Origin of the sequence: Microbispora sp. ZYX-F-249, assembly GCF_039649665.1 — a bacterium.
Lineage (GTDB): Bacteria > Actinomycetota > Actinomycetes > Streptosporangiales > Streptosporangiaceae > Microbispora > Microbispora maris.
The window spans coordinates 1-26718 of record NZ_JBDJAW010000022.1 but is presented as its reverse complement, the minus strand read 5'-3'; the positions used below and the strand labels follow the sequence as shown (position 1 = coordinate 26718).

Here is a 26718-nt window from a genome sequence, read left to right as displayed (position 1 = left end):
GCCGGAGGCCGTCGTACGTTCGAAGGCATGCGGACACGTGTCACCGACATGTTCGGTATCGAGTTTCCGATCTTCGCCTTCAGCCACTGCCGGGACGTCGTCGCCGCGGTCAGCCGCGCCGGCGGCATGGGAGTGCTCGGCGCCCTGTACTTCACCCCCGAGGAGCTCGAGATCGAGCTCAAGTGGATCGACGACCACGTGGACGGCCGTCCGTACGGCGTGGACGTGGTGATGCCCGCCTCCTACGCGGGGTCGGACCTCGACGTGGACTCCCCGGCCGACCTGGTGGCGCGGCTGCAGGGGATGATCCCGCAGGGGCATCGGGCCTTCGTGGAGGACCTGCTGGCCCGGCACGGCGTGCCGCCGCTGGACGGATCCGACTCGGGCAAGGTCCTGCTCGGCTGGACCGACGCGACGGCCCGGCCGCAGGTCGAGGTCGCGCTCCGGCATCCCATCGCGCTGCTCGCCAACGCCCTCGGCCCGCCGCCCGCCGACGTCGTGGAGCAGGCGCACGCCAAGGGCGTGAAGGTGGCCGCGCTCGCCTCCACGCCGCGCCACGCCGTCAAGCAGGTCGAGGTCGGCGTGGACGTGGTCGTGGCGCAGGGCACCGAGGCGGGCGGCCACACCGGCGAGATCTCCACGATGGTGCTCATCCCGCAGGTCGTGGACGCGGTGGACGTCCCGGTCCTGGCCGCGGGCGGCATCGGCTCCGGCCGCCAGATGGCCGCGGGCATGGCGCTCGGCGCCGAGGGCGTGTGGACCGGCTCGATCTGGCTGGCCGTGGAGGAGGCCGACACCTCCGAGACCGTACGGCGGCGCATCATCGCGGCCACCTCCCGTGACACCGTCAGGTCGCGGAGCTGGACCGGCAAGCCCGCCCGTCTGCTGAAGAACGAGTGGACCGACGCGTGGGAGTCGGCGGAGTCGCCCGGCACGCTGCCGATGCCGCTGCAGTTCATGCTGATCTCCGACGCGCTGCGGCGGATCGGCAGGTCGGACGCGACCGAGCTGGCCACGTTCCCCGCCGGGCAGATCATCGGCGCGATGAACCAGGTCAAGCCGGCCAAACAGGTCGTCTTCGAGATGGTGGAGGAGTACGTCGAGGCCATGGAACGCCTCGGCAGCATCACCGGCGACGGCTGACGCCGCGAGCGAGCGGGCGAGGCGGGCGGGGTCCTCGCTCACCCCGGTCGCTCACCCCGGTCGCTCGCCCCGGTCGCTCGCCCCGGTCCCTCGCCCCGGTCCCTCGCCCCGGTCCCTCACCCCTGCCCCACACCGCCGCCCCGCCTCCCTCGGTCGCTCGGCCGCTGCGATTTACTGGCCGTGCAGTTCGGCGAGCCGAGGGAGGATGCCGGGGATGAGTGGTGCCCGCGACGAGACCGTGGCCGAGGCCCCGCCGATCATGGGGAACGTCCCCGGCTCCTACGCCCTGAGCGTCTTCAGGGAGCGGCATCCCGTGCTCGTCCGCCAGGTCGCGCGGGCGCTGCCGTACGACCCGGACCGGCGGCGCGCGCTCGACCGGCTGCTCGACGAGGTCGTGCGCGACGTCATGGCGCCGCTGGGGCCGTCGGCCCACGACGGCGCCGCCTGGGCCGAGTGGGGACGCGGCAAGATCGGCGGTCGCTACGTCGACGTGCCGTTCCTGTGGGGTGAGAGCTACTTCTACCGCAAGCTGCTGGAGGCCACCGGATACTTCGGCGACGGTCCGTGGCGCGGAGTCGACCCGTTCGGCCCGATGAAGCAGGCCGAGCTCGAGGGCCCGGTCGTGGACGGGGAACTGGCGGCGCTCGACGAGACGGCGGCGCTGCCCCCGGACGAGCAGGCCCGGGCGCTCCTGCTCGGCTCGCTGTGGGGCAACCGCGCCGACCTGTCCTTCGGCGTCACGCTCGACGGCGACCACGAGAGGGCGGCAGGCCTGGTCGTGGACGACGGCCCGCTGCTGTGGACGCTTGTCGAGGCCGCCGCGCCGGGGCGGATCTGCCTGGTCGCCGACAACGCGGGGCGTGAACTGCTGCCCGACCTCGTGCTCGTCGACCACCTCCTCACCCGCGGGCTCGCGGGCGAGGTCGTCCTCCACGTGAAGCCCGTTCCGTACTTCGTGTCGGACGCCACCCCGGCCGACGTGCTCGCGTGCGTGCGGCGGCTCGCCGCGGCCCCCGGCCGGGCCGGGGAGGCCGGCGCCCGCCTGTGGGCCGCGATGGAGGAGGGGCGTCTTCGGCTGCGGGCGCATCCCTTCGCCTGCGCTCCGCTGCCCTACTCGGACATGCCGGACGACCTGCGCGCGGAGTTCGCGTCGGCCTCGCTGACCGTCCTGAAGGGCGACCTGAACTACCGGCGGCTCGTCGGCGACCGGATGTGGCCGGCGACCATGCCGTTCGCCGCGGTCACCGGTTACTTCCCGGGGCCCGTCGTCGCGCTGCGCACGCTGAAGTCGGACGCGCTGGTCGGCGTGCCGGAGCGGACGCTGGCGGAGCTGGACGCGACCGGCCGCCCATGGCGCACCACGGGCACCCACGCCATGGTCCAGGTCCGTCCCTGAACGGCTATCGGCCCCGGTAGACGGGCGGGCGCTTGTCGCGGAAGGCGCGGGCGCCCTCCTTGGCGTCCTCGGAGCCGATGACCGGCCAGCCGATCGCGTCGGAGACCTTGAGCGCCTCGGCCTCCGGCATGCCCAGCGTCTCGCGGTAGGCGCGCAGGATCGCCCGCGTGGCCAGCGGCCCGCAGGCGGCCACCTGCTCGGCGATCTCACGGGCCGCCGCGAGCGCCCCGCCGTCCGGCACGACCCGGTTGACCATGCCCATCGCGAGCGCCTCGGCCGCCGTGACCGCCCGGCCGGTGAGCAGCACGTCCATGGCGAACGCGTACGGGATCTGGCGGGGCAGCCGGATGGCGCTGCCGCCCATCGGGAACAGCGCCCGCCTGGCCTCGAAAAGCCCGAGCGTGGCGCTCTCGGCGGCGACGCGCAGGTCGGTGCCGACGAGCAGTTCGGTGCCGCCCGCCACGGCGTATCCCTCGACCGCGCACACGATCGGCTTGGACGGCAGCGCCTCGGGATCGCGCAGCAGGCCCTTCCAGTGGTAGTCGGGGATCTCGGCGGCCCGGCGGCGCACCCGCTCGTCCTGCGAGGGCGTGCCCATCGCCTTGAGGTCGGCCCCGGCGCAGAACGTGCCGTTCGCCCCGGTCAGGATGCCGACCCGCACCTCGGGCTCGTCCGAGACGTACTGCCACGCCTCGGCCAGCCCCACCAGCATGTCCTGCGAGAGCGCGTTCCTGGCCTCGGGGCGGTCCATCGTGACGATCACCACGTGACCGTCGCGCTCGATCCGGCAGTGCGGGGTGCTGATGGGCAGGAGCTCCACAGGTGTCCTCCAGCGGGACGGCGTCACCGGTTCGATCAAGCGCTTGTTAGACATCGCGCGCGGGGTTAGTCTGCCCGCAAGAACTAGAACCGATTCTCATCTGAGTCGCTCCGCATTGCCAGATCTTGTCAGCGTCGTCCCGTCGTGTTTCACTGCCCGGCCGCTGACGCCCGGCTTCGCGGCGCACCCCCTAGGGAGCTGGCACATGGGCTCACTCGGTTTCTGGAGGCTCGCGCAGACCGACCCGGCGTGGATCGCGGCGGTCGATCCCGACGGCACGGAACACTCCGCGGGCGAGTTGCTCGCCCGGGCCAACCGCATGGTCCACGGCCTGCGCGCGCTGGGCCTGGGACCCGGGGACGGCATCTGCGGCCTGCTGCCCAACGGCGCGGACGGCCTCGTGCTCTATCTCGCCGCCCTGCAGGCGGGGTGGTACTACACGCCGGTCAACTGGCACCTCACCGGACCGGAGATCGGCTACATCGTCGCCGACAGCGAGGCGGCCGCGTTCCTCGCCCACGAGCGGTACGCCGCCGAGGCCGCCAGGGCCGCCCGGGAGGCCGGCATCGCGGCCGGGCGGTGCTTCTCCTACGGCGAGATCGAGGGCTTCCGCCCGGTGGCCGAGCTGACCGCCGGCATGCCCGACACCCTGCCCGGCGACCGTACGGCCGGGGCCACCATGCACTACACCTCCGGCACGACCGGACGGCCGAAGGGCGTGCGGCGCGCGCTCACGGGCCTCGACCCCGACGACTCGGCCGAGCTGATGACGGGCCTGCTGCGGCTGTTCGGCGTGACGCCGGGCCGGCCGAACGCCCACCTCGTCACCTCGCCGAGCTACCACACGGCCGTCACCCAGTTCGCCGGTACGGCGCTGCACATGGGCCACACGCTGGTCTTCATGGACAAGTGGGACGCCGAGGAGACGCTGCGCCTGTGCGAGCGGCACCACGTGACGAACTCCCACATGGTTCCCACGCACTTCAAACGGCTGCTGTCGCTGCCCGAGGAGACGCGGCGGTCCTACGACCTGTCGTCGCTGCGCTGGATGATCCACGCCGCCGCGCCGTGTCCCGTGCCCGTGAAGTGGCAGATGCTGGAGTGGTGGGGCGACGTGATCTACGAGTACTACGCCGCCACCGAGGGCGGCGGCACGATCGCCACCCCCGACGACTGGAAGAAACGGCCGGGCACGGTCGGGAAGGCCTGGCCGGGCAGTGAGCTGCTGATCGTGGACGACGAGCTCGCACCGGTGCCCGCGGGCACGCCCGGCACCGTCTACATGAAGATGGGCGTCTCCTTCGAGTACAAGGGCGACCCGGAGAAGACCGCGGCCAATCGGCTGCGTGACCACTTCACCGTCGGCGACATCGGCTACCTGGACGAGGACGGCTTCCTGTTCCTCTGCGACCGTAAGGCCGACATGATCATCTCGGGTGGCGCCAACATCTACCCGGCCGAGATCGAGAACGAGCTCATGGTCCACCCGAAAGTGGCGGACGTGGCCGTGTTCGGCATCCCGGACGACGAGTGGGGCGAGCGGATCATGGCAGTCGTCGAGCCCGCGCCCGGCGCTGTTCCCGGGCAGGAACTGGCCGCGGAGATCGTCCTGTCGCTGCAGGGCCGCCTGGCCCACATGAAGTGGCCGAGAATGATCCAGTTCATCGACGAGATGCCCCGCGAGCCGAACGGCAAGCTGCTCAAACGCAAGCTCCGCGCCCCCTACTGGGAAGGCAGGGACCGTGCCATCTGAGGAATCGCCGGCCGCCATTCACGTCCTGGAGTTCCCCGGCGGCTACACGCGGACGACCGGTCCGGTCATCGGGCGGTTCCTCACCGAGCTGCGCGACCGGCGGCTGGTCGGGGTCCGCACGGCCGGCGGGCGGGTGCTGGTCCCGCCGCTGGAGTACGACCCGGACACGGGCGAGCCGGTCACGGACGACTACGTGGAGGTCGGACCGGCCGGGACCGTCCAGGCGTGGGCCTGGGTCGGCTCCCCGCGCCCCGGCCACCCGCTCGACCGGCCGTTCGCCTGGGCGCTCATCAAGCTCGACGGCGCCGACACCGCCCTGGTCCACGCGCTGGACGCGGGAAGCCCGAAGGCGCTGCGGCCGGGACTGCGGGTGCGCCCGCGCTGGCGGGCCGCCACGACGGGCCACATCACGGACATCGAGTGCTTCGTGCCCGAGGTCACCTCGCTCGTCGCGCCGGTGCGGGCCGAGTATCGCGTCACGCCGGGCCGGGCGCTCACCCGCTTCCTCGAAGGCGTGCGCGACGGCAGGTTCCTCGGCGGCCGGTGCGCCGAATGCGACGCCGTCTACGTGCCCTACCGCGTGTCCTGCCCCGCCTGCGGCTCCGTCGTGGAGGAGGAGGTGGAGGTCGCCGACACCGGCACCGTCACCACCTACGCGATCAACAACCTGCCCGACCCCCGGGCCCCCGAGGTGCCGTTCGTCTCGGCGTACGTGCTGCTGGACGGCGCGGACACGCCGATGATCGCGCTGATCGGCGGCATCCCGGCACACGAGGTGCGGCAGGGCATGCGGGTGCGCGCCGTGTGGGTGCCGCCGGAGGAGCGGACGCTGTCGATGACCAACGTCAAGTGGTTCGAGCCGACCGGCGAGCCGGACGCCGACCTCGACGACTCCATCGGGGGTGCCTGATGAGGGAGGTCGCGGTCGTCGCCTTCGCCCAGACCGTGCACACCGGGCACGACACCGGGCTGGCCGAGCCCGAGCTGCTGCTGCCGGTGATCGACGAGGTCAAGCGGGCGACCGGGCTGAAGAGGTTCGGCTTCACCTGCTCCGGCTCGTGCGACTACCTGGCCGGCGCGCCGTTCTCGTTCGTCTCGGCGCTTGACGCGGTCGGCGCCTGGCCGCCGATCAGCGAGAGCCACGTCGAGATGGACGGCGCGTTCGCGCTGTACGAGGCGTGGGTGCGGCTCCAGCACGGCGACATCGACACCGCCCTGGTCTACGGCTTCGGCAAGTCGTCGATGTCGGACATCCGGGAGATCATGACGCTCCAGCTCGATCCGTACTATCTCGCGCCGCTCGGGCTCGACCAGGTGTCGTACGCCGCCCTGCAGGCCTGCGCGGTGAACGCGGACAGACCGGCGCTGGACGAGATCGTACGGCGCAGCCGGGCCGACGGCCGGGCCAACCCCCACGCCCTCGACCTGCCCGACCCTTCCGGAGAGGAGTTCGAGGTCGAGCCGCTGCGGCCGTACGACGTCGCGCCGGTCACGGACGGGGCGGCGGCCGTGGTGCTGGCCGCCGGGGACCGTGCCCGCGAGCTAACCGGGCGGCCCGCCTGGATCACCGGCATCGCCCACCGCGCCGAGCCCCACTACCTGGGCATGCGCGACCTGTCCCGGTCGGTGTCCACGGCGGAGGCGGGCCGGGCGGCCGGAGTGGGCAAGGGCCCGGTCGACGTGGCCGAGCTGCACACCCAGTTCAGCCACGAGGAGCCGATCCTGCGGGCGGCGCTCGGCCTGTCCGGCGAGGTGACGGTCAACCCGTCCGGCGGGCCGCTCGCGGCCAACCCGGTCATGGCCACCGGCCTGATCCGCGTCGGGGAGGCGGCCCGGCGGATCCTCGACGGCTCGGCCGCCCGCGCGGTGGCGCACGCCACCTCGGGACCGTGCCTGCAGCAGAACCTCGTCGCCGTGCTCGAAGGCGCCGTCCTCGACCAGTCTCTGTAGGAGTCGCCGTGGGAAACCGCTGTGCCGTCATCGGCGTGGGCCAGACCCGCTACCAGACCAGACGGCGGGACGTGTCGCTGGCCGGGCTGGTCCGCGAGGCCGCCCTGCGGGCGCTGGAGGACGCCGGGCTGACGTTCGCCGACATCGACGCGGTCGTCATCGGCAAGGCGCCGGACCTGTTCGAGGGCGTGATGATGCCCGAGGCGTACCTCGCCGACGCGCTCGGCGGGGCCGGCAAGCCGGTGATGCGCGTGCACACGGCGGGCTCGGTCGGCGGCTCGACCGCGCTGGTCGGCGCGTCGCTCGTGCAGGGCGGCGTGCACGGGCGGGTGCTGGTCGTCGCCTTCGAGAAGCAGTCGGAGTCGAACGCCACCTGGGCCCTGTCCACGCACCTGCCCTTCAACGCCTCCCTGGTCGTGGGCGCGGGCGGCTACTTCGCTCCGCACATCAGGGAGTACATGCGCAGGTCGGGCGCGCCGGACCACATCGGCACGCTGGTCGCGGTCAAGGACCGGCTCAACGCGCTGAAGAACCCCTACGCCCACCTGCGCATCCCGGGGATCAGCCGGGAGATGGTCGAGTCGACCCCGATGCTGTGGGAGCCGATCCGCTACCTGGAGACCTGCCCGTCGTCCGACGGCGCCTGCGCGATCGTGCTCGCCGCCGAGGACAAGGTGACCGGCACGCCCGCCTGGATCCACGGCACGGCGATGCGCTCGGAGCCGATCATGGTGGCCGGCCGCGACGTCGTCAGCCCGCGCGCGGGCCGCGACTGCGCCGCCGACGTCTACCGCCAGGCCGGCGTCACCGACCCGCGCCGGGAGATCGACGTCGCCGAGGTGTACGTGCCCTTCTCCTGGTACGAGCCGATGTGGCTGGAGAACCTGGGCTTCGCCGCCGAGGGGGAGGGCTGGAAGCTCACCGAGGCCGGATGCACGGCGCTCGACGGCGACACCCCGTGGAACGCCTCCGGCGGCGTGCTGTCGTCCAACCCGATCGGCGCGTCCGGCCTCATCCGCTTCGCCGAGGCGGCGCTCCAGGTGCGGGGCATGGCGGGGGAGCACCAGGTCGAGGGGGCACGCCTCGCGCTCGGCCACGCGTACGGCGGAGGCGCGCAGTTCTTCGCGATGTGGATCGTCGGAAGCAGCAGACCGTGAGGTAGTCGCAGACCCTGACGAGCGGGAGGTCCGCCCGATGGAGTTCAACCACGCCGATCTTTTCGAGGGGCTCGCCGACGCCATCGGGGACCGCGTCGCGGTGGTCTGCGGCGACGACCGCGCGACGTACGCCGAGCTCGACGCCCACGCCAACCGGCTGGCCCACCACCTGGCCGCGCACGGCGTCGGCCACGGAACGCACGTGGGCATGCAGCTCTACAACGGGATGGAGTACGTCGCGGCCCTGCTGGCGACGCTGAAGCTGCGGGCCGTCCCGGTCAACGTCAACTACCGGTACGTCGAGTCGGAGCTGCGCTACCTCTACCGGGACTCCGGCATCGCGGCCCTGCTGTTCGACGTGGAGTTCGGCGACCGGGTCGCGGCCGTGGCCGCGCAGGTCCCCGGGCTGCGCCACCTCGTCGCCGTCGGCGGCCCCACCGCCGTGCCGGGGGCGGTGCCGTACGAGGAGGCGGTGGCGGGGGAGTCCGAAGGCAGGGACTTCCCGCCCCGCTCCGGCGACGACGTGTACGTCATCTACACCGGCGGCACGACCGGCATGCCCAAGGGCGTGATGTGGCGGTCGGAGGACCTGTTCTTCGCCTTCGGCGGCGGCAACCCGTACGGCGACCCGCTGAAGACGCCCGAGGCGGTCATCGAGCAGGCGCGCGGCACGGCGTCCCCGGTCGTCATGATGACGGGGGCCCCGCTGATGCACGGCGCGGCCCAGATGGGCACCTTCATCGCCTGGTGGATGGGCGGCACGATGGTGCACGTCCGCCGGTTCGACGCGGCCGCCGTGCTGCGCGCGATCGATCGGGAGAAGGTCGTCAGCCTGAACATCACCGGCGACGCGATGGCCCGCCCGCTCGCCGAGGAGATGGCCGCCGGGTCCTACGACCTGTCGTCGCTGTTCGTGCTCAGCTCGACCGGGGCGATCCTCAGCGGCGCCGTGCGCGCGCGGCTGGAGGAGCTGCTGCCGGGCCGGATGATCCTCGACAACTTCGGCTCGACCGAGTCCGGATACACGGCCTCGGGCGTCGACGGGTCGTCGCCGGAGTCCGGCCTGCGCTACCGGCCCAACGCGAACGCCACCGTGGCCGTGCTGGACGAGACGCTGACCCCGGTCGAGCCGGGCTCCGGGCGGATCGGCACGGTGGCCAGGAGCGGCCGGATCGCCTTCGGCTACCACAACGACCCGGACAAGACCGCCCGCACCTTCGTCACCGACGCCCATGGCGTGCGGTGGCTGCTCACCGGCGACCTCGCGACGGTCGAGGAGGACGGCACGATCCGGTTCTGCGGACGCGGGTCCCAGTGCGTCAACACCGGCGGGGAGAAGGTCTTCCCCGAGGAGGTCGAGGCGGTGCTCAAGGGGCATCCCGCCGTGTTCGACGCCGTGGTCACCGGCATCCCCGACGAACGCTGGGGCTCGCGGGTCGCGGCCGTCGTCCAGCCGTACGGCGGGACCGCGCCGACGGCGGAGCAGCTCGACGCGCACTGCCGCACCCGGCTGTCGGGCTACAAGGTGCCGCGGACCTACGCGTTCGTGGAGGAGATCGTCCGCTCCCCGGCGGGCAAGGCCGACTACCGGTGGGCCGGTCAGGTGGCCGCCGCCGCATCTCAGCCGCCCGCATCTCAGCCGCCCGCATCTCAGCGGCCCGCATCTCAGCCGGTCGCGCGTCCGTCGGAGTAGGCGGCCGCGAGGGCGTGGAAGACCTCCTTCGGCTCCCTGCCGCCGTCCTTCAGCAGCCGGACCACCCCGTAGGAGGCCAGGTCGAGGTCCCTGCGCGGGTGGGGGTCGTACGGCAGGCCGTACCCGGCGAAGGTGAACCAGAAGGCGCTGTCCACGCCCTCCTCCTCGAACACGGCGAGCAGTTCACGCAGGTAGCGGACCTGCTCGCCCTCGTCGCGGGTGAAGTCAGCGGTGAGCCGGGGCCGCCTTCGCGACCGGTCCACGATGGCCCAGGCCATGCCGCCGCGTGCGCCCGCCCCTGTGTAGGCGCACGTGCCGAACTCGGTGACGGCGACCGGCTTGCCGTGCCCGAAGAGGGAGCGCAGCCCCTCGCGGTAGGTCGCCGCGTTGCGCTCGTCGCGGTAGGCGTCCACCGCGACGATGTCGAACGGGCTCCAGTCGATCCCCTCCCAGTCCCCCGAGGCGTACGTCACCCGCCCGCCGAAGACCTCGCGCGCCGCCCGGACGGTCTCCGTCAGGAAGGGGTTCAGCAGCGCGGGAATCCCGGCGAACCGGGCGTACACCTCGGGGTCGCCCTTCATGAGGCCGGCGATGCGCTCGAAGACGGTGTCGCCGGGGAGGAAGCCGGCGGCGAACATGCTCAGCTCGCAGCCGGTGACGAGCACCACCTCCGCGCCGCCGCGCCGCACCTCCTCGGCCCGCTCGGCGCATTCCGCGAAGAACGGCGCGAGCTCCCGCGTGGTCATCTCACAGGGGAAGGGCGCGAACCACACCTCCAGCCCGGCGTCGGCGGCGTGCCGCGCGGCGACGCCGAGCCGTTCCGGGTGGCCGCCCGTGATGCGGACGGCCGTGCAGTGCAGTTCCCCGGCGATGACCCGCATCTCCGCCCGGACCGTCTCGGAGTCGAACGTCTCCCGGCTGATGCGCCCGCCGGGCAGGAAACCGGTGTCGTAGTTGATGCCCCTGCCCCTCATCGCGCGCCCCTCGCCTCCATCCTGACCATCATCATGATCGGCCCGGAGGCGAAGGCGCCCGCGACCAGGAGCCCCACCACGATCGCGACGATCAGCATCACGTTGGACAGCCAGACCATGGTGGACACCGGCAGCGTGAACGCGCCGATCAGCCGGGCCACGCACTCGGCGAGCAGCACGCCGCCCCAGATGCCGCTGAACAGCCGCACCGCCCGGCGGAACCGGGGCGACCCCTCCGCGAGCCGGTCCCAGGCGGCCTCCCTCTCCGGTGTGCCCCGGGTGACGAACGGGCGCATGCCCGCCGACATCACCGGCTGCCGGGTGAACGCCGAGAGCATGATCGCCAGGCTCAGCACGGCACTGAGGCCGGAGTCCTTGGCGATCATCATGCGGGCGTCGCCGGTGACGAAGCTCAGCGCGATGCCGGCCACGTTGACCGCCAGCGTCAGCCCGGCGAGCCCGTTCAGCGTGCGGTCCCTGACGATCCCGGCGACCACCCGGACGGCCGGGATCACGCCGCTCACGGCCAGCGCGGCGACCTCGCTCATGCCGAACGCGCCGTGCAGCAGGTAGTAGCACGCCATCGGCGTGGCGACGTCGAGCGCCAGCGGTATGAGCATCCTGCCGAGATTGCCCTTCCGGGGCTGCTCGGCTCTCGGCGGCGCGGTCAGGGTCTGCGTCATCGGCTCCTCCAGCTCGTCTCTCCGCACGCGTCAAGCGTCTCGAAAGCCGGAGGAGCCGGGCAGATTCAGCGATCCCGATTACGGCAGTACAAATGTCCCGGTAGCCGTCAGAGCTTCCTGGCGCCTTCGGTGGCCAGGGCCGCCACCGCGCCGAGACCGAGGTAGACGACGCCGCTGCCCCGGTCGAGCCGCCGCCGGGCCCGGGCCGAGGAGCGCATCCGGCCGGCGAGGACCGAGGCCAGCAGCGCGTAGGTGCCGTCGCTGGCCATGCCCAGCGCGACCCAGACGGCCCCGAGCACGAGCACCTGCGGCGCCACCGGACCGCGCGCCGGGTCGACGAACTGCGGCAGGAACGCCAGGAAGAACATGGCGGTCTTGGGGTTCAGCACGTTGACCACGAAGCCCTCGCCGAACAGCCGGGTGTTCGAGGCCACCTTGACCTCCGCGTCCTCCGTCTCCGGCCGCCGCATGAGCTTGCGGACCCCCAGGTAGACGAGGTAGGCCGCACCGAGGTACTTCACGACGGCGAAGGCGGTGGCCGAGGCGGCGAGCAACGCGGTGATCCCGAGCGCCGCGGCGGCGATGTGCACCAGCGAACCGGCGTGCACGCCGAGCACCGACACCAGTCCCGCCGAACGGCCCTGGGCCACGCTGCGGGTGACGATGTAGAGCACGGCGGGTCCCGGGACCACGAGCAGCGCCAGTGTGGCGGCGGCGAACAGGGCGAGTGTCGGCAGAGTCGGCATGGCTCGGATGGTACGGACAACGCCCCTGTTCAAGCACTCCTATTTAGCGGCTCCTGCTCAGAGCACGGTCAGCACGCGGGGGCCGTCCTCGGTGACCGCGATCGTGTGCTCCATGTGGGCGGCCCGGCTGCCGTCCACGCTGTGCAGCGTCCAGCCGTCGTCCGCCGTGCGGTAGCCGTCCCGGCCTCCGGCGATGAACATCGGCTCGATGGCCAGCGCGAGGCCGTGCCGCAGGGGATAGCCCCGCCCCGGCCGGCCGTGGTTGGGCACCGACGGGTCCTCGTGCATGCGGCGGCCGATGCCGTGGCCGCCGAAGTCCCTGGGCATGCCGTACCCGGCCTTCCCGGCGACCGCGCCGATCGCCGCCGAGATGTCCCCGATGCGGTTGCCCACGGTCGCGGCGGCGATCCCGGCCTCCAGGGCCCGGCGCGTGGTGTCGACGAGCTCCAGGTCGCCGGGCCGCGGCGTGCCCACGATGAACGTGACGGCGGCGTCGGCCGTCCAGCCGTCCAGTTCCGCACCGCAGTCGACGCCGACGACGTCACCGTCGCGCAGCCGGTAGTCCGTCGGGATGCCGTGCACGATCGCGTCGTTGACGGACACGCAGATCACCGCGGGAAACGGGGTCGGCGCGAACCGCGGCCGGTAGCCGAGGAACGGCGAGCTCGCCCCCGCCTCGCGCAGCACCGCCCGCGCGGTCTCGTCCAGGTCCGTGAGCCGCACCCCGATGGCCGCGGCTTTCCGTACGGCGTCGAGCGTGCGGGCCACCACGCGCCCCGCCTCCCGCATCGCGTCCAGCGCGGCATCGGTCTTGATCTCCACCATGACACTTGCCCTTCCCAAGTGGCACCAATAACTATACCGGTATTAGTATCACGGTCATGGTGAGAGTGCCCCTGACCCCCGAGGAACGCCTGCGGGGAGAGCGGTTCGGCGCCCTGCTCCGGCAGGCGCGCGGCGAGCGCAGCATGGTCGAGGTCGCGGCGGCGGCCGGGCTGTCGGCCGAGACGCTGCGCAAGATCGAGACCGGCCGGGCCCCGACCCCGGCCTTCTTCACCGTCGCCGCGCTGGCCGCCGCGCTCGGCCTGTCGCTGGACGAGCTGGCCGCCGCCTGCGCCGAGGGCCCACACGCCGCCGAGTTCCGCCAAGCCGGCTGACGCCCCGGCCGTGCCGTCACCGGGAGAGCTCGTACACCAGCGAGGTCGTTCCGTCGCCGCTGGGATCGGGCCGCCGTGTGTGCACCCAGAGTCGCTCCGTGCCCCGCATGGGCGCGATGCCGACGATGCGCTCGCCGGGGCCGCTCGCCGGCAGGGTGGATCTGGTCCAGCCGCCGTCGCGCAGGCCGAGGACATAGGGCGCGCCGGAGGCGGGATGGGCCGCCATCCACACGCCGTCCACCGGGTCCGCACGCACCGCCGTCAGGCCTGTCCGCACCAGGTCCGTGCCCACCTGCTCCCATCGCGTGCGGTCCCGGTGGAGGACGACGGGGCCGCCGCCGTCCGCCCAGTAGGGCCCGGCCGCCCACGCCTCGCCGTCCGGCCGCGCGGTCAGGTGCAGATCGCTCAGGTGAGCGCGCCCGCGACAGGGTGGACGGGCGGAGCCGATCGCGCAGGGGTAGGGCACGTCCTGCCATGACGCGCCGTTCCAGTGCAGCAACCTGTCCCCCCGCTCCCGGCTGACGATCCACACGTCGTCCGGGCTCGCGGCGGCGACCGCGATGAGGTCGAAATCCGGCGGCGACGGCTGCCTTCGCCAGGTGCCGCCGCTCCAGCGCAGCACGGTGGAGCGACCCCCGTCCGGGTCCATGCCGGTGACGAACCAGGCGCCGCCCCGCGAGTCGAGGGAGATGCCGACCACCGGGTTCCACGTCGCGTCCCGGGAGAGCAGGCGTGTCCAGCGCCCGGCGGAGAACCGCCACAGGTGCTCTGTCACGCTGTCGTACTCCTGGGGCACGCTCAGGGCCGCCCACATCGTCTCCCCGGACGCGGATCCGCCGATCTCGAGCCCCCGGGCCTCGCCGAACTGCGCGGGCAGGCGAGCGCGCCTCCAGGAGGTCCCGTCCCACCGCAGCATCGACCAGCCGGGGCCAGGTCTCTGCCTGACGAACAGCGACACTCCGCCGTCCGCCGCGGGGACCATCGACAACGGAAGGTCCTCGTGCTCCCTGGCGGCGTATCTCAGGGTCCACCGCGACGACCACTCGACAGCGTGGGCGGCCGTCCGCCCGGCGTCGTACCGGGCCGTGTCGGCCATCAGCGCGGACGCGCACACGAGGGCCAGCGCGGCGAGTACCCCCATACTGGTACGCACCCGGAGATGATCGCACGGGGGACCGAACCCGTCGCGGGAACCGTCTCCTCTGAATCTTTCAGCGGCCCGATCGCCGGGTGAACCGCGGCCGGTGACGGGTTACCTCAGGTAGATCGCCGGCCGCCTGCCTCGTGGCCCGGCCGTTTCGCCGCGACCGCGGGGGTGATTCCTGTACAGGCCGCCAAGGAGAGCTGACGCTGGGAGCGTCGCCGGCGATCAGTCGCAGCCGGCCAGGGCGGTGGTCAGCTCACCATGGAGGTGCCGGATGCGATTCCCCCACGGCCGCTTGCGTCGCTCGGCCGTCCTCGCGGCCGCCATGGTCGCGGCGGCCGCAACGACCGGGCTCGTCCAGGGGACGGCCGACGCCGCGGTCTCCTGCGAGGTCACGTACGCGACCACGCAGTGGGGAGAGGACGGGGGCGGCTTCACGGCCAGTGTGGACGTCGCCAACACCGGTGACCACATCGCGGGCTGGACGCTGACGTTCACCTTTCCCGGCTCGCAGCGGCTCACGTACGGCTGGTCGGCGCAGTGGGCCCAGACCGGCCGCCTGGTCGCCGCCTCGGTCCCGGCGGGCTCGATCTCGCCCGGCGCGTCCGCCGCCGTCGGGTTCGCCGGCACCTGGCGCGGGAGCAATCCGCGGCCCACGGACTTCGCCGTCAACGGCGTGCCGTGCGTGGCCGCCCCACCGCCCTCCGCCGCGCCCACGCCCGTCCCGTCGCCGAGCCCGAGCGCCACGCCGAGCGTCGTCGTCTCGCCCGCGGACATCGTCGTGCCCGAAGGCGGCTCGGCGCTGATCCACGTGCGGCTCAGCCAGAAGCCGTCGTACGGCTGGGTGACCGTCGACAGCGAGCGGCTGCTCGGCGATCCGGACCTGTCCATCGGCCCCCGGCTGCTCTTCCCCGCCGACCAGTGGAGCACCTGGCAGTCCCTCACCGTCTTCGCGGCGGAGGACGACGACGCGGCGGACGGCACCGCGACGTTCCTGTCCCGGATCAGCCAGCTGCCGGGCAGCGGCGTCGCCCTGTGGACCGCGAGGGAGCTGGACAACGACGTCGCCACCCCGTCGCCCGCACCGAGCCCGAGCTGATCCGTCGCGGCTGTCCACGGGTTCCTCACCCCCGGACACGGAAGCGAGCGGGTTCCGCCGGATCCCTGTCGGCGACCTGGACCGGCGGCCACGCCCATTGCCATACGTCGATGCCCGGCGTACGGGAGAACCGGATCAGCCCGCGGGTGCCTTCGACCGCGACGCGTGGCCAGGACTCCGCGATCCGCGCCCGGTCCGCGCCACCGGTAAGGAGCAGGTCGGCGAGGACGGCGATCGTGTCGTAGCCCTCGAAGGCGACGAAGGAGGGCGCTTGGGCCAGGCGTTCGCGCAGGGCCGCCTCGACCCGCGCGCCGAGTGGGCCGAGGCGCTCGGGCAGGTAGCGCAGGAACGGGACCCCGGCGCCGTCGCCGCCCAGTGACGCCGCCCATTCGGCGAGCTCCGGCTGCCCGGCCGGAGCACCGATCATGATCTCGGCCAGGCGCCGGTCGCGGCGGACCGACCTGACGATCGGCACGGCCGGCTCCGGGTGGCCGGCCAGAATCAGCAGGGCCGTCGCGCGATCGGCGGCGAGCGCGTCGCACACGGCCGCGGGGGTGAGCGCGCGCATGTCGAGTTCGGTCACGGTGCCGCCCCGGGGAGCGAGGTGGTCCCGCAGAATGCGAGTCCCGGACGCCCAATAGACACTCGCGTCGGCGGCCACGGCGATTCGGCGGTGGCCCGCGCCGAGGAGGAAGTCCGCGTAGATCCGCCAGCCGTGGGACTGCGCCGGGGCCAGGCGCGCGACCCATCGCGTCGGCCGTTCGGTGAGCGCGTCGAGAACCGCCGACGAGCAGAGGAACGGCAGGCCGAGGGCGTCGGCCCTGGCGGCGGCCGCGCGGGCGACGACGCTGTGATACTCCCCCGCCAGGGCGGCCACGCCCAGGCGGGCCAGTTCGTCCACGGCCGCCGCGGCCCTGTGCGGATCGGCCGCGGTGTCCCGGACCACCAGTTCGAGCGGTCTTCCGGCGATCCCACCGGCGTCGTTGACGTCGCCGGCGGCCAGTTCGAGCCCGGCGAGCAGGTGCCGGCCCGCCTCGACCCAGCCGGGGCGGGTCAGCGGCACGAGAACGCCGATCCGGATGGATGATTCGTCAGTGTGCTCCACCCCGGACGGTGATGGGGGCGCGTTCATGCCTCGACGTCTCCTTCGAGCGATCGGCCGGTCTGCCGTGGACGTGTCGAAGTATCGCGGCCCACGGCCGGGTCCCGCGCTGGATCATCCGGGACATGTCACCCATCTCTACGGGACCGGAGCGCGGCGACCAGGGCCGTGGTGGCGGGCGGGTCGGGCGGCTCGCCGTACGTCGCGGCGTAGACCCGGCGGGTCGAGCCCGGCAGTTCGGTCACGCGTACGCCGGGATGGCGATGGGCCGACAGCGCCAGCCGGGGGAGGACCGTGACGCCCAGACCTGCCGCGACCATGGCCTGGACGGCGACGTAGTCGTCCGTGGTGAACGAGACGCGCGGCTCGAAGCCCGCTTCGGCGCACAGCGCGAGCAGGTGGGCCCGGCACCGCTCGCAGCCCGCGATCCACGGCCCGTCCGCGTACGCCGCCAGGTCTCCCGCGCCGTCGTGCGCGGCCGAGGTGACGAGGAGACTCGGGTCGTCGAGCAGGTGGACCAGCCGGACGCCGTCGTCCTCGGTGTCATTGTCGGTGTCATCGTCGGTGTCATCGTCCGGGCCGCTCTCGCCGTACCGGAAGACCACGGCCGCGTCGACCCGGCCCGCCCGCAGCAGCCGCAGCGCCTCGGGCGGCTCGGCCTCCATCAGCCGCAGGTCCAGCCCGGGGTGGTCGTCGGCGAGCCGCGCGGCGGCGGCCGGGACGAACGTGCCGAGGGCCGAGGGGAACGCGGCCAGCCGTACGCGCCCGGCCCGCAGCCCGACGTGCGCGGACAACTCCGCGGACGCCGCGTCGAGCCGGCCGAGGATCTCCGCGCCGCGCTCGGCGAGCAGGCGGCCGGCCTCGGTGAGGCGGATGCCGCGGCCCGCCCGCTGCACCAGCTTCGCGCCCGTCTCCGCCTCCAGCCGGGCCAGGTGGTGGCTCACCGAGGGCTGCGAGTAGTGCAGCTCCCGCGCCGCCGCGGTCACCGTCCCGGCCCGGGCCACGGCCACGAGAACCCGCAGTCGTACGACGTCAAGCGGCATTCATCGATCCCGTCTATGGATTTGCCTGGAAACTTCAGTTGGACCTATTGTCGGGCCGCGGGCCAGGCTGAGGCCATGACGAACATCCGCGACATCCTGGACGCCCGGCGGCTCATCGCCCCTCACCTGCCCGAGACTCCCATGTGGTCCTATCCCGTGCTCGACGCGGCCGTCGGCGCCGAGGTCCACGTCAAGCACGAGAACGTCCAGCCGACGGGGGCGTTCAAGGTCCGCGGCGGCATCGCGCTGCTGGCCCGCATGGCCGACCGCGCCCGCGGGGTCGTGGCGTACTCGACCGGCAACCACGCGCAATCCATCGCGTACGCCTGCCGCCTGTACGGCGTGCCCTGCGCGGTCCTGATGCCGGAGAACCCGAACCCCGCCAAGGTCGCGGCGGTCGAGGCGCTCGGGGCGGCCGTCGAGGTCCGGGGTGCGACGATGGTGGAGACCGGGGAGCACGCGCGGGTCTTCGCCGCCGAGACCGGACGCAGGTTGATCAGCCCGGCCGACGAGCCGGACATCCTGGCGGGGGTGGGCACGCTCTACGTCGAGATGTTCACCGCCCGGCCGGATCTGGAGGCGGTGTTCGTGCCCGTGGGCAGCGGCAGCGGTGCCGCCGCCGCGTGCCTCGCCGCCGCCGCGCTCGCGCCCGGCTGCCGGGTGATCGCCGTCCAGTCGGCCCAGGCCCCGGCCGCGTACGACTCCTGGCGGCTGGGAGAGCTCGTGACCCGGCCCGTGAAAACCGTCGTGGAGGGGCTCGCGACCGGTTCGGCGTTCGCGACCCCGCAGGCCGTCATGCGGGACCGGCTGGCCGATTTCGTCCTGGTGGACGACGACGACATCCTGCGGGCCCAGCGCCTGCTGCTCACCGAGGCGCACACCCTGGCCGAAGGCGCCGGGGCCGCCGCCCTCGCCGGGCTGCTGGCCCGGCGCGAGGAGTTCGCCGGCCGGAAGGTCGCCGTCGTCTGTACGGGCGGCAACGCCGGCCCGGCCGAACTGTCCCGTCTTCTCGCCCCTGCCGAATAGAAGGCCGACCGGTCGGTCAGATAGATGGACGGGTGACACACGACGGCCGGCGGCTGCGCGGGTTGCGCGGGCCCCCGTCCACGCCCGCCGCGGCGTGCTGCGGCGCCTGCGTGCGCTCTGCCCCGGCCCCGCGCTTCTCCCGGAGACTGACATGACCGCAGGTGGCGTCCGGAGACTTCTCGGCGACCTCGACGCGGCGATGGCACCGTGCTGAGGTCGCGCTGGATCGCCGGGCCCGACGCGGAGCGGCCGGGGCCACTGGTGGCCGCGCTGACGGACTTCCGGATGGACCGGATGCGCGACCTGCCCGGCATCGCGCGGCACGGCCTGTCGCTGAGCCGCCTGTCGCACGCCGTGACCGGGTCCTCCGCCTGAGCCGGGCGATCAGGGGCCGAGGTCGTTGCGGGTGGCCTCCTCGACCTCGTGCAGGCTCTGCCGGGTGAGTTCGAGCTCCGAGGTCAGGTCGTCGAGCGCCCGGGCGCCGCCGCCCGCGCCGTCGGCGGTCGCGGTCATGGCGGAGATCTCGACCGCCCGGGCGACCAGGCCCTCCAGGCTGAGGGCGCCCGACTGCAGCCGGGCCAGCACCCGCTCCCGCGCGCCCGACAACCGGTCGTACACCTCGCGCTGGGCGTCCAGGGCGGCGATCGACCGGTCGAGCTCGCCCGCGACCTCCTGCCGGGCCGTCCGCCGGGCCTGAGTCAGCCGTGCGCGCTCCTGCTCGAGGAACCGGGGGTCGAAGCGGGCCAGCGCGGAGCCGGTGACGGTGGCGTGCCCGGCCAGCCGGCGCAGGGTCGCGACGGTGTCGTCCACCTGCGGGCGCATGGCCGCGATCCGGTCGAGCAGGAGCTGCCCGCGCATCGAGGCGGCCAGGTCGGCGAAGGACGCGGCGGCCTGCTCCGCCCGGCGCAGCCACGCCTCCTCCACGCTGCCGCGCGCGACCGGCGGGGCCTCCGGCTCCGTACGGCTCTCGCCTCCCGCGGACTGCCAGGCGGAGGCGAACGCCTTGATGAGCCACACCCCCACCCCGGCGACGGCCACGCCCGCCGCAGGGAGGTCGACGGCCCAGGCGGCGCCGGCGGCCGTGGCGCCCAGGAGCAGCGCCCAGGGGTCGCGCAGTTCGTCGGTGAAGCGGGACACAGGCAGGGGCTCCCGGTCAGAAGTTGGAGATCACGGCGGTGAACACCTCGTCGATGCTCCCCGGCTTGCGCGAATCGTAGGCCGCCGCGTCGGTGGTCTGCGAGATCTTCCGCAGGACGCCGAGGTCGGCGTCGCCGCCGTAGGCGATGGTGAACATCCGCACGGTCTCCTGCCCTGCCTCCTTGCGCAGCTCGGGCAGCAGGTTCTCGAGCGAGATGGAGTTGTTGTCCTCGTTCTTGCCGTCCGTCAGGAACACGACCGCGTTGATCGCGTCGCCGCTCTGGTGCCGCATCACGTGCTGGTACGACGCCAGGGCCGTGTCGTACAGCCCCGTGCCGCCGCTGGGTATCAGGCCGTTGATGCGGTTCTTGAGGCGCGACTGGTTGTTCGTGCCCAGGGGGACGAGCTCGCGGTAGTCCTTGTCGCCGTCCTGCTTGAGGCTGAACAGCCACAGGCCCACGCGGTCGTTCGGGCCGAACTGCGGCAGCGCGTTGATCGCGGCCTGCTTGGCGAGGTCGAGCTTGGTCTTGCCGGTGCCCGCGACGTCGGCGCCCATCGAGCCGGAGACGTCCATCACCATCAGCACGTTGGCGGGCTTGCGCAGCTCGGCCCAGCTGGCGAGGATCCGGTCGAGCACCTGCGGAGTCGGCGTGCTGAGCGTGGTGGCCGGCTGCTTGGGGTCGAGGCCGTTGGCGGTCGTGACGAGGCTGCCCGGCTTGCCGTCGAAGGACCGGAAGGCGTACTTCTCGAACTCCCGCTGCCGCTCGGGCGCCTGGAGGTACTTCAGGAAGTCCGCCGCCGCGGCCTTCTTCGCGCCGTCCGCCCAGGACAGCACGGCGTACGGGTGGTCGGAAAGGAGCGTGCCCTCCTTGGGATAGATCGCCACCAGCGGGACCTTCGGCTTGGCGTGGTCGCCGAGCGTCTTGGGGTCGCCCGTCGGGTTGCCCTGGTTGTAGTCCCACACCGACTTCTCCTCCACGGTCACGGCGGAGATGTACGACATGGCCGTCCCGGAGTCGTCGGCGTGCTGGAGGTTGGACAGGAAGGTCAGCGTGGTGTCGCCGTAGTGGACGATGGACCGCTCGACCCCCTTGACGAAGTCACGCGTCTTCGCCGCGGCGACGTCCCGTTCCGTCAGGTCGCCCGACAGCCCGGTGGCCGCGAAGTACGCCCCGACGGTCGCGTTCAGGCCCGATGTCGAGAAGTTCGGGTTCGTCTTGCCGAGACGGAACTGCCCCCATTCCGGGTGGTCGTACTTCGCCCAGCCCTTCGGGTCGTTGGCCAGGTCCAGGATGTCGGACCAGCCGATCTTCTTCGACGGCCAGCCGAGCGCCTGGGCCATCGGCTTGGGCATCGCGATGACCAGCGGAGACGTGGCGATCGTCGGGTTTTCCGCGGACACCGGGGACGCCTGGTCACCGCCCTCGACGCGCTGCCGCAGGAGGGTGATCCAGCCGGCGCTCGCCGGCGTCCACACGTCCGGCTTCGGGCCGTCCTGCCGCTCGTCCCAGCCGCGCGCCAGGGCCTGCATCGCCCCGCCGGACGCCTTGGAGTTCACGACGACGTCCACGCACTTCCCGTCCACCTTGTGGCCGTTGTAGTCGTTGGCCATCGTGCGCAGCAGCTCGGCCTTCTCACTGGAGGCGGCGACGGTCAGCGTGATCCCGTCGTCGTCGCAGGCGCGTCTGGTCGCGTTCCCGTCCTTGCCGTCCCCGGCGTTCCCGCCGCCCGACACCCCGCCGAACAGCAGCTTCAACCCGACGATGAGCGCTCCCGCGAAGACGACCGCGACGATGAACGGAGCCACGCTGCGCCGGCGCTTCTGCTGCGGTGGGGGGTACACGATCTCCTCCATTGCTCCGGGATGCCTGCATTCATCCCGACGAACGGCGGTTCACGTTAGTTGCCGATCATCTCGTCTCGCTAACGCATCAGCCCCGTTCCCACGCCATCCACAGACTCCGATGATCCTCCGTAATGGCGTGAACACCTTGAGTGAAGTCCGCCTTCTCCGAGTGGGTGAACAGGGGCCTGGTACAAGGTCTGGAACAGGGTCGTCAAGAGGGCCGCACGGAGAGCGAGATCGAGGCGATCCTCGCCGTGCTCGACGCCCGGGGCCTGGACATCCCTTCCGCGGCACCTGAGCGGATCAGCCGATGCTCCGACCTGCACCTGCTGGAGCAGTGGATTGGCCGGGCGGCCACGGCGAAGTGGACGACCTCTTCTCCTGATCTCCCTGCCTCTGCTGACGCCAGGGGTCCTTGTCGGCGCCGTGCGGGCTCAGCGCTCGCACGACCGGTAGATTCCGGCTTTTCCACGCCGCGGCCGGTCAGGGTGTGATGCGGCGGTGGACGAGTTCGGCGAGTGTGGCGTGGACGTCCTCGACCGGCTGGTCGGGGCGCAGGGCGCGGCGTTCGATGGCGACGGTGAGCACCATGCCGAAGACGGCCGTCGCGGCGGTGCCGGTGTCGAACCCCGGGCGCAGCTCGCCGGCCGCCACCGCGTCCGCGAGAACGCGCTCGTACGTCCTGAGCACGGTCGTACGCAGCCGCAGGACGGCGTCCTGCCACGCCGCCCGCCACAACTCGGCCAGCAGCACCCGGGCGAAGGGCCCGTACTCGTCGAAGAAGCGGAGCTGGGCGAGCATGAGCGCGTCGAGCACGGCGACCGGCGAGGCGGCGGGGCCGCGCGCGGCCTCGGCGAGGGCGTCGGCGAGCCGCTCGATCCCGTGGTCGAGCAGCCCGGCGAACAGCGCCTCCTTGCTGCCGAAGTTGTAGAAGACGGTGCCCTTGGCCACCCCGGCGCGTTCGGCGATCGCGTCGACGGTCGTGGCCGCGAAACCCTGCTCGGCGATGAGGTCGGCCGCGGCACGGTACAGCCGTTGCCGCGTCTCAGCCCGCCTGCCGCCCTGTTCCTTCGCCGGACTGTCCGCCGGGCCGTCCACTGTGCCGTCCACTGTGCCGTCCACTGGGCGGCTCACAGCGACAGCTCCGGCTTGAGGCGGCGCATCGACCAGGTACGGCCGCGGTGGACGGCGAGCACGGTGAGCGCGAGACCGAGGGCGACGAACAGGGACAGCACGCCGCAAGCCTGCCACACCACGGTGGCGTCGCCGCCGCTGATGAGCCGGCGCATCGCCGACACCACCCAGCTCATCGGCAGCCACGGCGAGATCGCCTGGAAGAAGCCGGGGGAGGTCTCGATGGGGTAGGTGCCCGCCGACGAGGTGAGCTGCAGCATGAGCAGCGCCAGCACCGCGACCCGTCCGGGCGGCCCGAGCAGCGCGTTGACCGCCTGCACGATCGCGAGGAACGCCGCGGTCACGAGCACGAGGAAGGCCGCCATGCCCGGCCAGTCGCCGGCCCGCAGCCCGAGCCCGAAGCGCAGCACGGCGAGCAGCACCGCCACCTGGAGCGTCCCCATCGCGAGCCCCGGGAGCCACCCCGCGAGCGCCGTACGCCAGGCCGGCGCCGACCCGGCGAGCAGCCGCGGGTTGACCGGCCGCAGCACCATGTACGTCACCATCGCGCCGACCCACAGCGCCAGCGGCACGAAGAAGGGCGCGAACCCGGTCCCGTAGTTGGGCACCTCGTTGTCCACCTCGGTGGCGAGCCGGACGGGGTCGCTCATCATGTCCGTACGGCTGTCACGGTCCCCTGCCCCGTAGTCGGGGATCCGGGCGGCCCCGTCGCCGAGCTCGCCGGCCAGCTCGCCCGAGCCGTCGGTCAGCTTGACCAGCCCGGAGTCGAGTTTTCCGGCCCCCCGCCGCAGCGCGCCGATGCCGCCCTCGAGCTTGCCCGCGCCGGAGGCGAGCGAGGCGAGGCCCGTGGTGAGGCCGCTCGCTCCGTCGTCGAGTTCGGCCAGGCCGGTGGACAGGCGGCGCGCGCCCGTGTTCAGCGTGCCGAGACCGGTGGACAGCGAGGAGGCCCCGCTCAGCGCCTTGCCGGTGCCGTCGCGCAGGTCGGACGCTCCGTCGGCCAGCCGCTTGAGGCCCTTGTCCAGCTCGTTGAACTTGTCGCGGGCGTCGTCCAGGGCGGTGCCGAGGCCGGGTGCGGCGGCGGCCAGCTCCCGGGCGTCGTCCGCCACCGTCCGCGCCGTACGGGCGAGGTCGTCGAGTCTGCCCTCCTGGGCGCCGAGGCGGTCCTGCAGCCGTCCGGCGGCCGACGCGAGGTCGCCGGCCGACCCCGCCGCCCGTTCCACCAGCGTGCGCAGCTCGGGGTCGGCGTCGGGATGGGCGCCCAGCCAGCGTTCGACGGCACGCAGGTCCTGCCGGGCCGCGCCGGCCGAGCTCCGCACCTCCCGGGGCAGGCCGTCGAGCGCGTTCGCGAAGCCGTCGGCGCCCTCCGCCAGGGTGAGCGCGGCCCGCCGGATACGGTCGCCGTTCTGCTCCAGCACGGGGACGTACGTGTCGGCCGCGCGGTTGACGGCCGGAGACAGGGCGTGCACCTGGCGGTAGGCCTCGCGGTTGCCCTCCGCCAGCGTGGCCGCCCCCTTGTCGAGCGCGGACAGGCCCTCACGCAGGGCGGCCGCGCCGGAGGCCGCCTTCGACAGGCCGGCGGACAAGGAGGCCGAGCCGGTCCTGGCCTGGTGCAGCCCGCTCGTCAGCCGCTTCGACCCGCCGTACAGGGCGCCGGCCCCGGATGACAGCCGGCCCGTCGCGTCCTGCACGGACCCCAGCCCCTTAGCCAGTGAGGCGGCGCCGTCGCTGGCGGTGGCGGCTCCGTCGTGCAGCCGGCCGGCGCCGTTGGCCGCCTGGGTGGTCTTGTCGTGCAGCTCGCCGAACGACAGGAAGATCCGGTCGAGGTAGTCCTTGACCGCGCTGCGCCCGGCCGCCTCCTTGACCTCGCGGAACACGGCGTCCGAGATCGTCCCCATGATGTAGCTGCGCCCGGTGTCCACCCGCACGCCGAGCCGGGCGGGCTGCGGCGTGCCGTCACCCGAGGGCGAGGCGAGGTCGGCGCTGAAGTCGGCCGGGATCGTCAGCGACAGGTAGTAACGCCCTTCGCGGACGCCTCTGTCGGCCTCGGCCGCGCCGACCCGGTGCCAGGCGAAGACCCTGCGCTCCTCCAGTTCTGCGGCGAGCTCGCTTCCGGCGTTCACCGTGCTCGGCCGGCCATCCGCGGCTCCGGCGACGGTGGCCGGACGGTCCTCCACCACGAGGGCCACCGGTACGCGGCTCAGGTTCGCCTGGGGATCCCAGAACGACCACAGGTAAAGCCCGGCGTACAGCAGGGGCAGCATCACGACGGCGACCAGCGCGGCCCTGGTGAGCCGGGAGCGCATGAACCTGCGCAGTTCGAACCGGCCGGGGAGGGAGGCCCTCATCGACGTGTCCCTTCCTCGGCATCGTGACGGTCGTCGTCGCGGCGCGCGGCCACCCGCTCGACGGGCAGCGGCAGCAGCGTGGTGGCCACGCCGGCCGCTTCCTCGGCGTCGGTGCACGCCGTGACGACCGTGAGGCCCTCGTCGGCCAGGCCGCGGAGCGTGTCCCACAACTCGTGACGCCTGCCCACGGGAACGCCGGTGCCGGCGTCGTCCACGAGGAGCAGACCCGGCTGGTCGAGCAGCGCGAGCGCCACGCCCAGCCGGACCGCCTGGTCACGGGTGAGCTCCCTGGCCAGGGTCCGATCGCCGTGTGGCAGCGCGCCCGGGTCGAGCCCGGCGTGGGCGAGGGCCGACCACGCGGCGTCGGGGTGCCGCCTGCGCCACAGGAAACCGTGCGGGCGCAGCCGCTCCTGCAGGTGCTCCCGCACGGACAGGGCGTCGTCGAAGGGATTCACCTGCGGAAAGAGCCCGAGGGCGGCCACCTGCCTGATCCTGCGGGGCGCGGCCAGGCCGCCCACGGTGCACGTCCCCTCGGTGGGCTTCATCCGTCCCGCGAGGGTGAGCAGCAGGCTCGTACGGCCGCTGCCCGCCTCACCTGTGACGACGGTGAGCGTGCCGGGAGCCGCGTGCAGTGAGACGTGCCGGTAGACCCAGCCGTGACCACCCCGGACGCCCAGCTCCCGCGCCACCACCTCGGCACCCGCGAAGGCACCGCTGGGAACACCGCCGGGAACACTGCCGGAGACACCGCCGGGAACACTGCCGGGAACACTGCCGGGAACACTGCCGGAGACACCGCCGGACGGTGGGGCGGGAGCTCCGGCAGCGGGTGCGGGATTCACGGTCCGCCCGGCGTCCATGTCTGCGCTCCACTCTTTTGTACTGACCAGTCGGTACAAAACGATATCGCCGACGAACCCTCGCCCCGCTTCGGCGGGGTGTGATCTCACCTACACCTGGTGAGGCCGGTCGGGGTTTCGAGAGTGCGCCGCTCGCGCCGAGCGCTGGCCCGGCGCGGGTGTTTCATGAAAATTTCACCGAGAAGACCCCGGCGCTTCGCCCCTCACCTGGACAAACCGGCAACTGCCCGAATTGGCCCGTCAATCGTCCGACACGGAGCATTGACCCGGGTTCTCGTGATCCGTAATTTAGGCCGCGTTCCGGTTCATGGATGTTGTTCACATTCATGAATTGCCCCCCGCGGGATCAGGAGTGGCCCCCGCGCCACCGCCTCGGTCAGGGGTCCTGCACGATCTGCGAGGAGCTCGGTTTTGAGAAGGAGTACCAGAACCGGAGTCGGGGTGATCGGCACCGTCGTCGGGGTCGCCGCCCTGGTCGGCGGCGTCTTCACCGGCGTCTCCAACGCGGCG

24 protein-coding genes are annotated in these 26718 nt (G+C 72.9%); 11 read left to right on the top strand and 13 right to left on the bottom strand.

The genetic code is table 11. The annotated features are described in order from the left end of the window. Positions 1–27: 27 nt before the first annotated feature. Together AAH991_RS24500 and AAH991_RS24495 are read left to right on the top strand one after the other, a co-directional pair. The gene (locus AAH991_RS24500) at positions 28–1143 is read left to right on the top strand and encodes an NAD(P)H-dependent flavin oxidoreductase (RefSeq protein WP_346228245.1); all 1116 of its coding nucleotides are present in this window, start codon (positions 28–30) and stop codon (positions 1141–1143) included. 214 nt (positions 1144–1357) lie between these two features. Further along, positions 1358–2539 carry a damage-control phosphatase ARMT1 family protein gene (locus tag AAH991_RS24495; protein ID WP_346228244.1) on the top strand — a complete coding sequence of 394 codons (1182 nt, stop codon included), beginning with the start codon at positions 1358–1360 and terminating at the stop codon, positions 2537–2539. 4 nt (positions 2540–2543) lie between these two features. On the opposite strand, the gene AAH991_RS24490 is transcribed toward AAH991_RS24495, so the two are convergent. After that, positions 2544–3359 (bottom strand): crotonase/enoyl-CoA hydratase family protein, encoded by an 816-nt coding sequence (locus tag AAH991_RS24490; protein ID WP_346228243.1) that lies wholly within the window; start codon positions 3357–3359, stop codon positions 2544–2546. Positions 3360–3564: 205 nt separating this feature from the next. Here AAH991_RS24490 and AAH991_RS24485 point away from each other — a divergent pair, with 205 nt between their 5' ends. The 5 genes from AAH991_RS24485 to AAH991_RS24465 are packed head-to-tail and all read left to right on the top strand — an operon-like array spanning position 3565 to position 9912. Further along, entirely contained in the window at positions 3565–5112 is a 1548-nt protein-coding gene (locus tag AAH991_RS24485) for an acyl-CoA synthetase (RefSeq protein WP_346228242.1), read from the top strand. Beyond that, a complete protein-coding gene (locus AAH991_RS24480) occupies positions 5102–6022 on the top strand; it encodes a Zn-ribbon domain-containing OB-fold protein (protein ID WP_346228241.1) in 921 nt (306 codons plus the stop codon). Before AAH991_RS24485 ends, AAH991_RS24480 begins: the two co-directional genes overlap by 11 nt. Further along, positions 6022–7062 carry a thiolase family protein gene (locus tag AAH991_RS24475; RefSeq protein ID WP_346228240.1) on the top strand — a complete coding sequence of 347 codons (1041 nt, stop codon included), beginning with the start codon at positions 6022–6024 and terminating at the stop codon, positions 7060–7062. The genes AAH991_RS24480 and AAH991_RS24475 overlap by 1 nt, the downstream gene beginning before the upstream one ends. 8 nt (positions 7063–7070) lie before the next feature. Further along, a complete protein-coding gene (locus AAH991_RS24470) occupies positions 7071–8219 on the top strand; it encodes a thiolase family protein (protein ID WP_346228239.1) in 1149 nt (382 codons plus the stop codon). 37 nt (positions 8220–8256) lie between these two features. Continuing rightward, positions 8257–9912: an acyl-CoA synthetase gene (locus tag AAH991_RS24465; RefSeq protein ID WP_346228238.1), complete on the top strand. Its 1656-nt coding sequence runs from the start codon at positions 8257–8259 to the stop codon at positions 9910–9912. Here AAH991_RS24465 and AAH991_RS24460 read toward each other — a convergent pair. The 4 genes from AAH991_RS24460 to map all read right to left on the bottom strand — a co-directional run bounded on the left by AAH991_RS24460 (position 9885) and on the right by map (position 13140). Next, entirely contained in the window at positions 9885–10886 is a 1002-nt protein-coding gene (locus AAH991_RS24460; RefSeq protein WP_346228237.1) for a glycoside hydrolase family 113 protein, read from the bottom strand. The genes AAH991_RS24465 and AAH991_RS24460 overlap by 28 nt on opposite strands. Beyond that, positions 10883–11596, bottom strand: a complete 714-nt coding sequence (locus tag AAH991_RS24455) for a VC0807 family protein (RefSeq protein WP_346228236.1) — start codon at positions 11594–11596, stop codon at positions 10883–10885. Before AAH991_RS24455 ends, AAH991_RS24460 begins: the two co-directional genes overlap by 4 nt. 80 nt (positions 11597–11676) lie before the next feature. Then, entirely contained in the window at positions 11677–12315 is a 639-nt protein-coding gene (locus tag AAH991_RS24450) for a LysE family translocator (RefSeq protein ID WP_346228235.1), read from the bottom strand. 57 nt (positions 12316–12372) lie between these two features. After that, the gene (gene map / locus AAH991_RS24445; RefSeq protein ID WP_346228234.1) at positions 12373–13140 is read right to left on the bottom strand and encodes a type I methionyl aminopeptidase; all 768 of its coding nucleotides are present in this window, start codon (positions 13138–13140) and stop codon (positions 12373–12375) included. A gap of 56 nt (positions 13141–13196) precedes the next feature. Here map and AAH991_RS24440 point away from each other — a divergent pair, with 56 nt between their 5' ends. Beyond that, positions 13197–13472, top strand: coding sequence for a helix-turn-helix domain-containing protein (locus AAH991_RS24440; protein ID WP_346228233.1), 276 nt, complete (start codon positions 13197–13199; stop codon positions 13470–13472). Positions 13473–13488: 16 nt separating this feature from the next. Here the strand turns inward: AAH991_RS24440 and AAH991_RS24435 are convergent, their stop codons facing one another. Continuing rightward, positions 13489–14625: a hypothetical protein gene (locus AAH991_RS24435; protein ID WP_346228232.1), complete on the bottom strand. Its 1137-nt coding sequence runs from the start codon at positions 14623–14625 to the stop codon at positions 13489–13491. A 265-nt stretch (positions 14626–14890) separates the two neighbouring features. On the opposite strand from AAH991_RS24435, the gene AAH991_RS24430 reads away from it, so the two are divergent. Beyond that, on the top strand, positions 14891–15715 hold the full coding sequence (locus AAH991_RS24430) for a cellulose binding domain-containing protein (RefSeq protein WP_346228231.1): 825 nt from the start codon (positions 14891–14893) through the stop codon (positions 15713–15715). Positions 15716–15740: 25 nt separating this feature from the next. Here the strand turns inward: AAH991_RS24430 and AAH991_RS24425 are convergent, their stop codons facing one another. Together AAH991_RS24425 and AAH991_RS24420 are read right to left on the bottom strand one after the other, a co-directional pair. Beyond that, positions 15741–16847 carry an ABC transporter substrate-binding protein gene (locus tag AAH991_RS24425; protein WP_346228230.1) on the bottom strand — a complete coding sequence of 369 codons (1107 nt, stop codon included), beginning with the start codon at positions 16845–16847 and terminating at the stop codon, positions 15741–15743. A 98-nt stretch (positions 16848–16945) separates the two neighbouring features. Next, positions 16946–17860, bottom strand: a complete 915-nt coding sequence (locus AAH991_RS24420; protein ID WP_346228229.1) for a LysR family transcriptional regulator — start codon at positions 17858–17860, stop codon at positions 16946–16948. Positions 17861–17935: 75 nt separating this feature from the next. Between AAH991_RS24420 and AAH991_RS24415 the strand changes: the two genes are divergently transcribed. Together AAH991_RS24415 and AAH991_RS24410 are read left to right on the top strand one after the other, a co-directional pair. Further along, entirely contained in the window at positions 17936–18886 is a 951-nt protein-coding gene (locus AAH991_RS24415; protein WP_346228228.1) for a threonine ammonia-lyase, read from the top strand. Between the two features lie 207 nt (positions 18887–19093). Further along, on the top strand, positions 19094–19261 hold the full coding sequence (locus AAH991_RS24410; protein WP_346228227.1) for a hypothetical protein: 168 nt from the start codon (positions 19094–19096) through the stop codon (positions 19259–19261). Positions 19262–19270: 9 nt separating this feature from the next. Here AAH991_RS24410 and AAH991_RS24405 read toward each other — a convergent pair whose 3' ends face one another. The 5 genes from AAH991_RS24405 to AAH991_RS24385 all read right to left on the bottom strand — a co-directional run bounded on the left by AAH991_RS24405 (position 19271) and on the right by AAH991_RS24385 (position 26040). Then, the gene (locus AAH991_RS24405) at positions 19271–20023 is read right to left on the bottom strand and encodes a hypothetical protein (RefSeq protein WP_346228226.1); all 753 of its coding nucleotides are present in this window, start codon (positions 20021–20023) and stop codon (positions 19271–19273) included. A 16-nt stretch (positions 20024–20039) separates the two neighbouring features. Next, on the bottom strand, positions 20040–21866 hold the full coding sequence (locus tag AAH991_RS24400) for a substrate-binding and VWA domain-containing protein (RefSeq protein ID WP_346228225.1): 1827 nt from the start codon (positions 21864–21866) through the stop codon (positions 20040–20042). A gap of 486 nt (positions 21867–22352) precedes the next feature. Further along, positions 22353–22979 (bottom strand): TetR/AcrR family transcriptional regulator, encoded by a 627-nt coding sequence (locus AAH991_RS24395; RefSeq protein ID WP_346228224.1) that lies wholly within the window; start codon positions 22977–22979, stop codon positions 22353–22355. A 20-nt stretch (positions 22980–22999) separates the two neighbouring features. Then, a complete protein-coding gene (locus AAH991_RS24390; RefSeq protein ID WP_346228223.1) occupies positions 23000–25348 on the bottom strand; it encodes a YhgE/Pip family protein in 2349 nt (782 codons plus the stop codon). Continuing rightward, a complete protein-coding gene (locus tag AAH991_RS24385) occupies positions 25345–26040 on the bottom strand; it encodes an ABC transporter ATP-binding protein (RefSeq protein WP_346228222.1) in 696 nt (231 codons plus the stop codon). The genes AAH991_RS24390 and AAH991_RS24385 overlap by 4 nt, the downstream gene beginning before the upstream one ends. Positions 26041–26718: the final 678 nt, after the last annotated feature.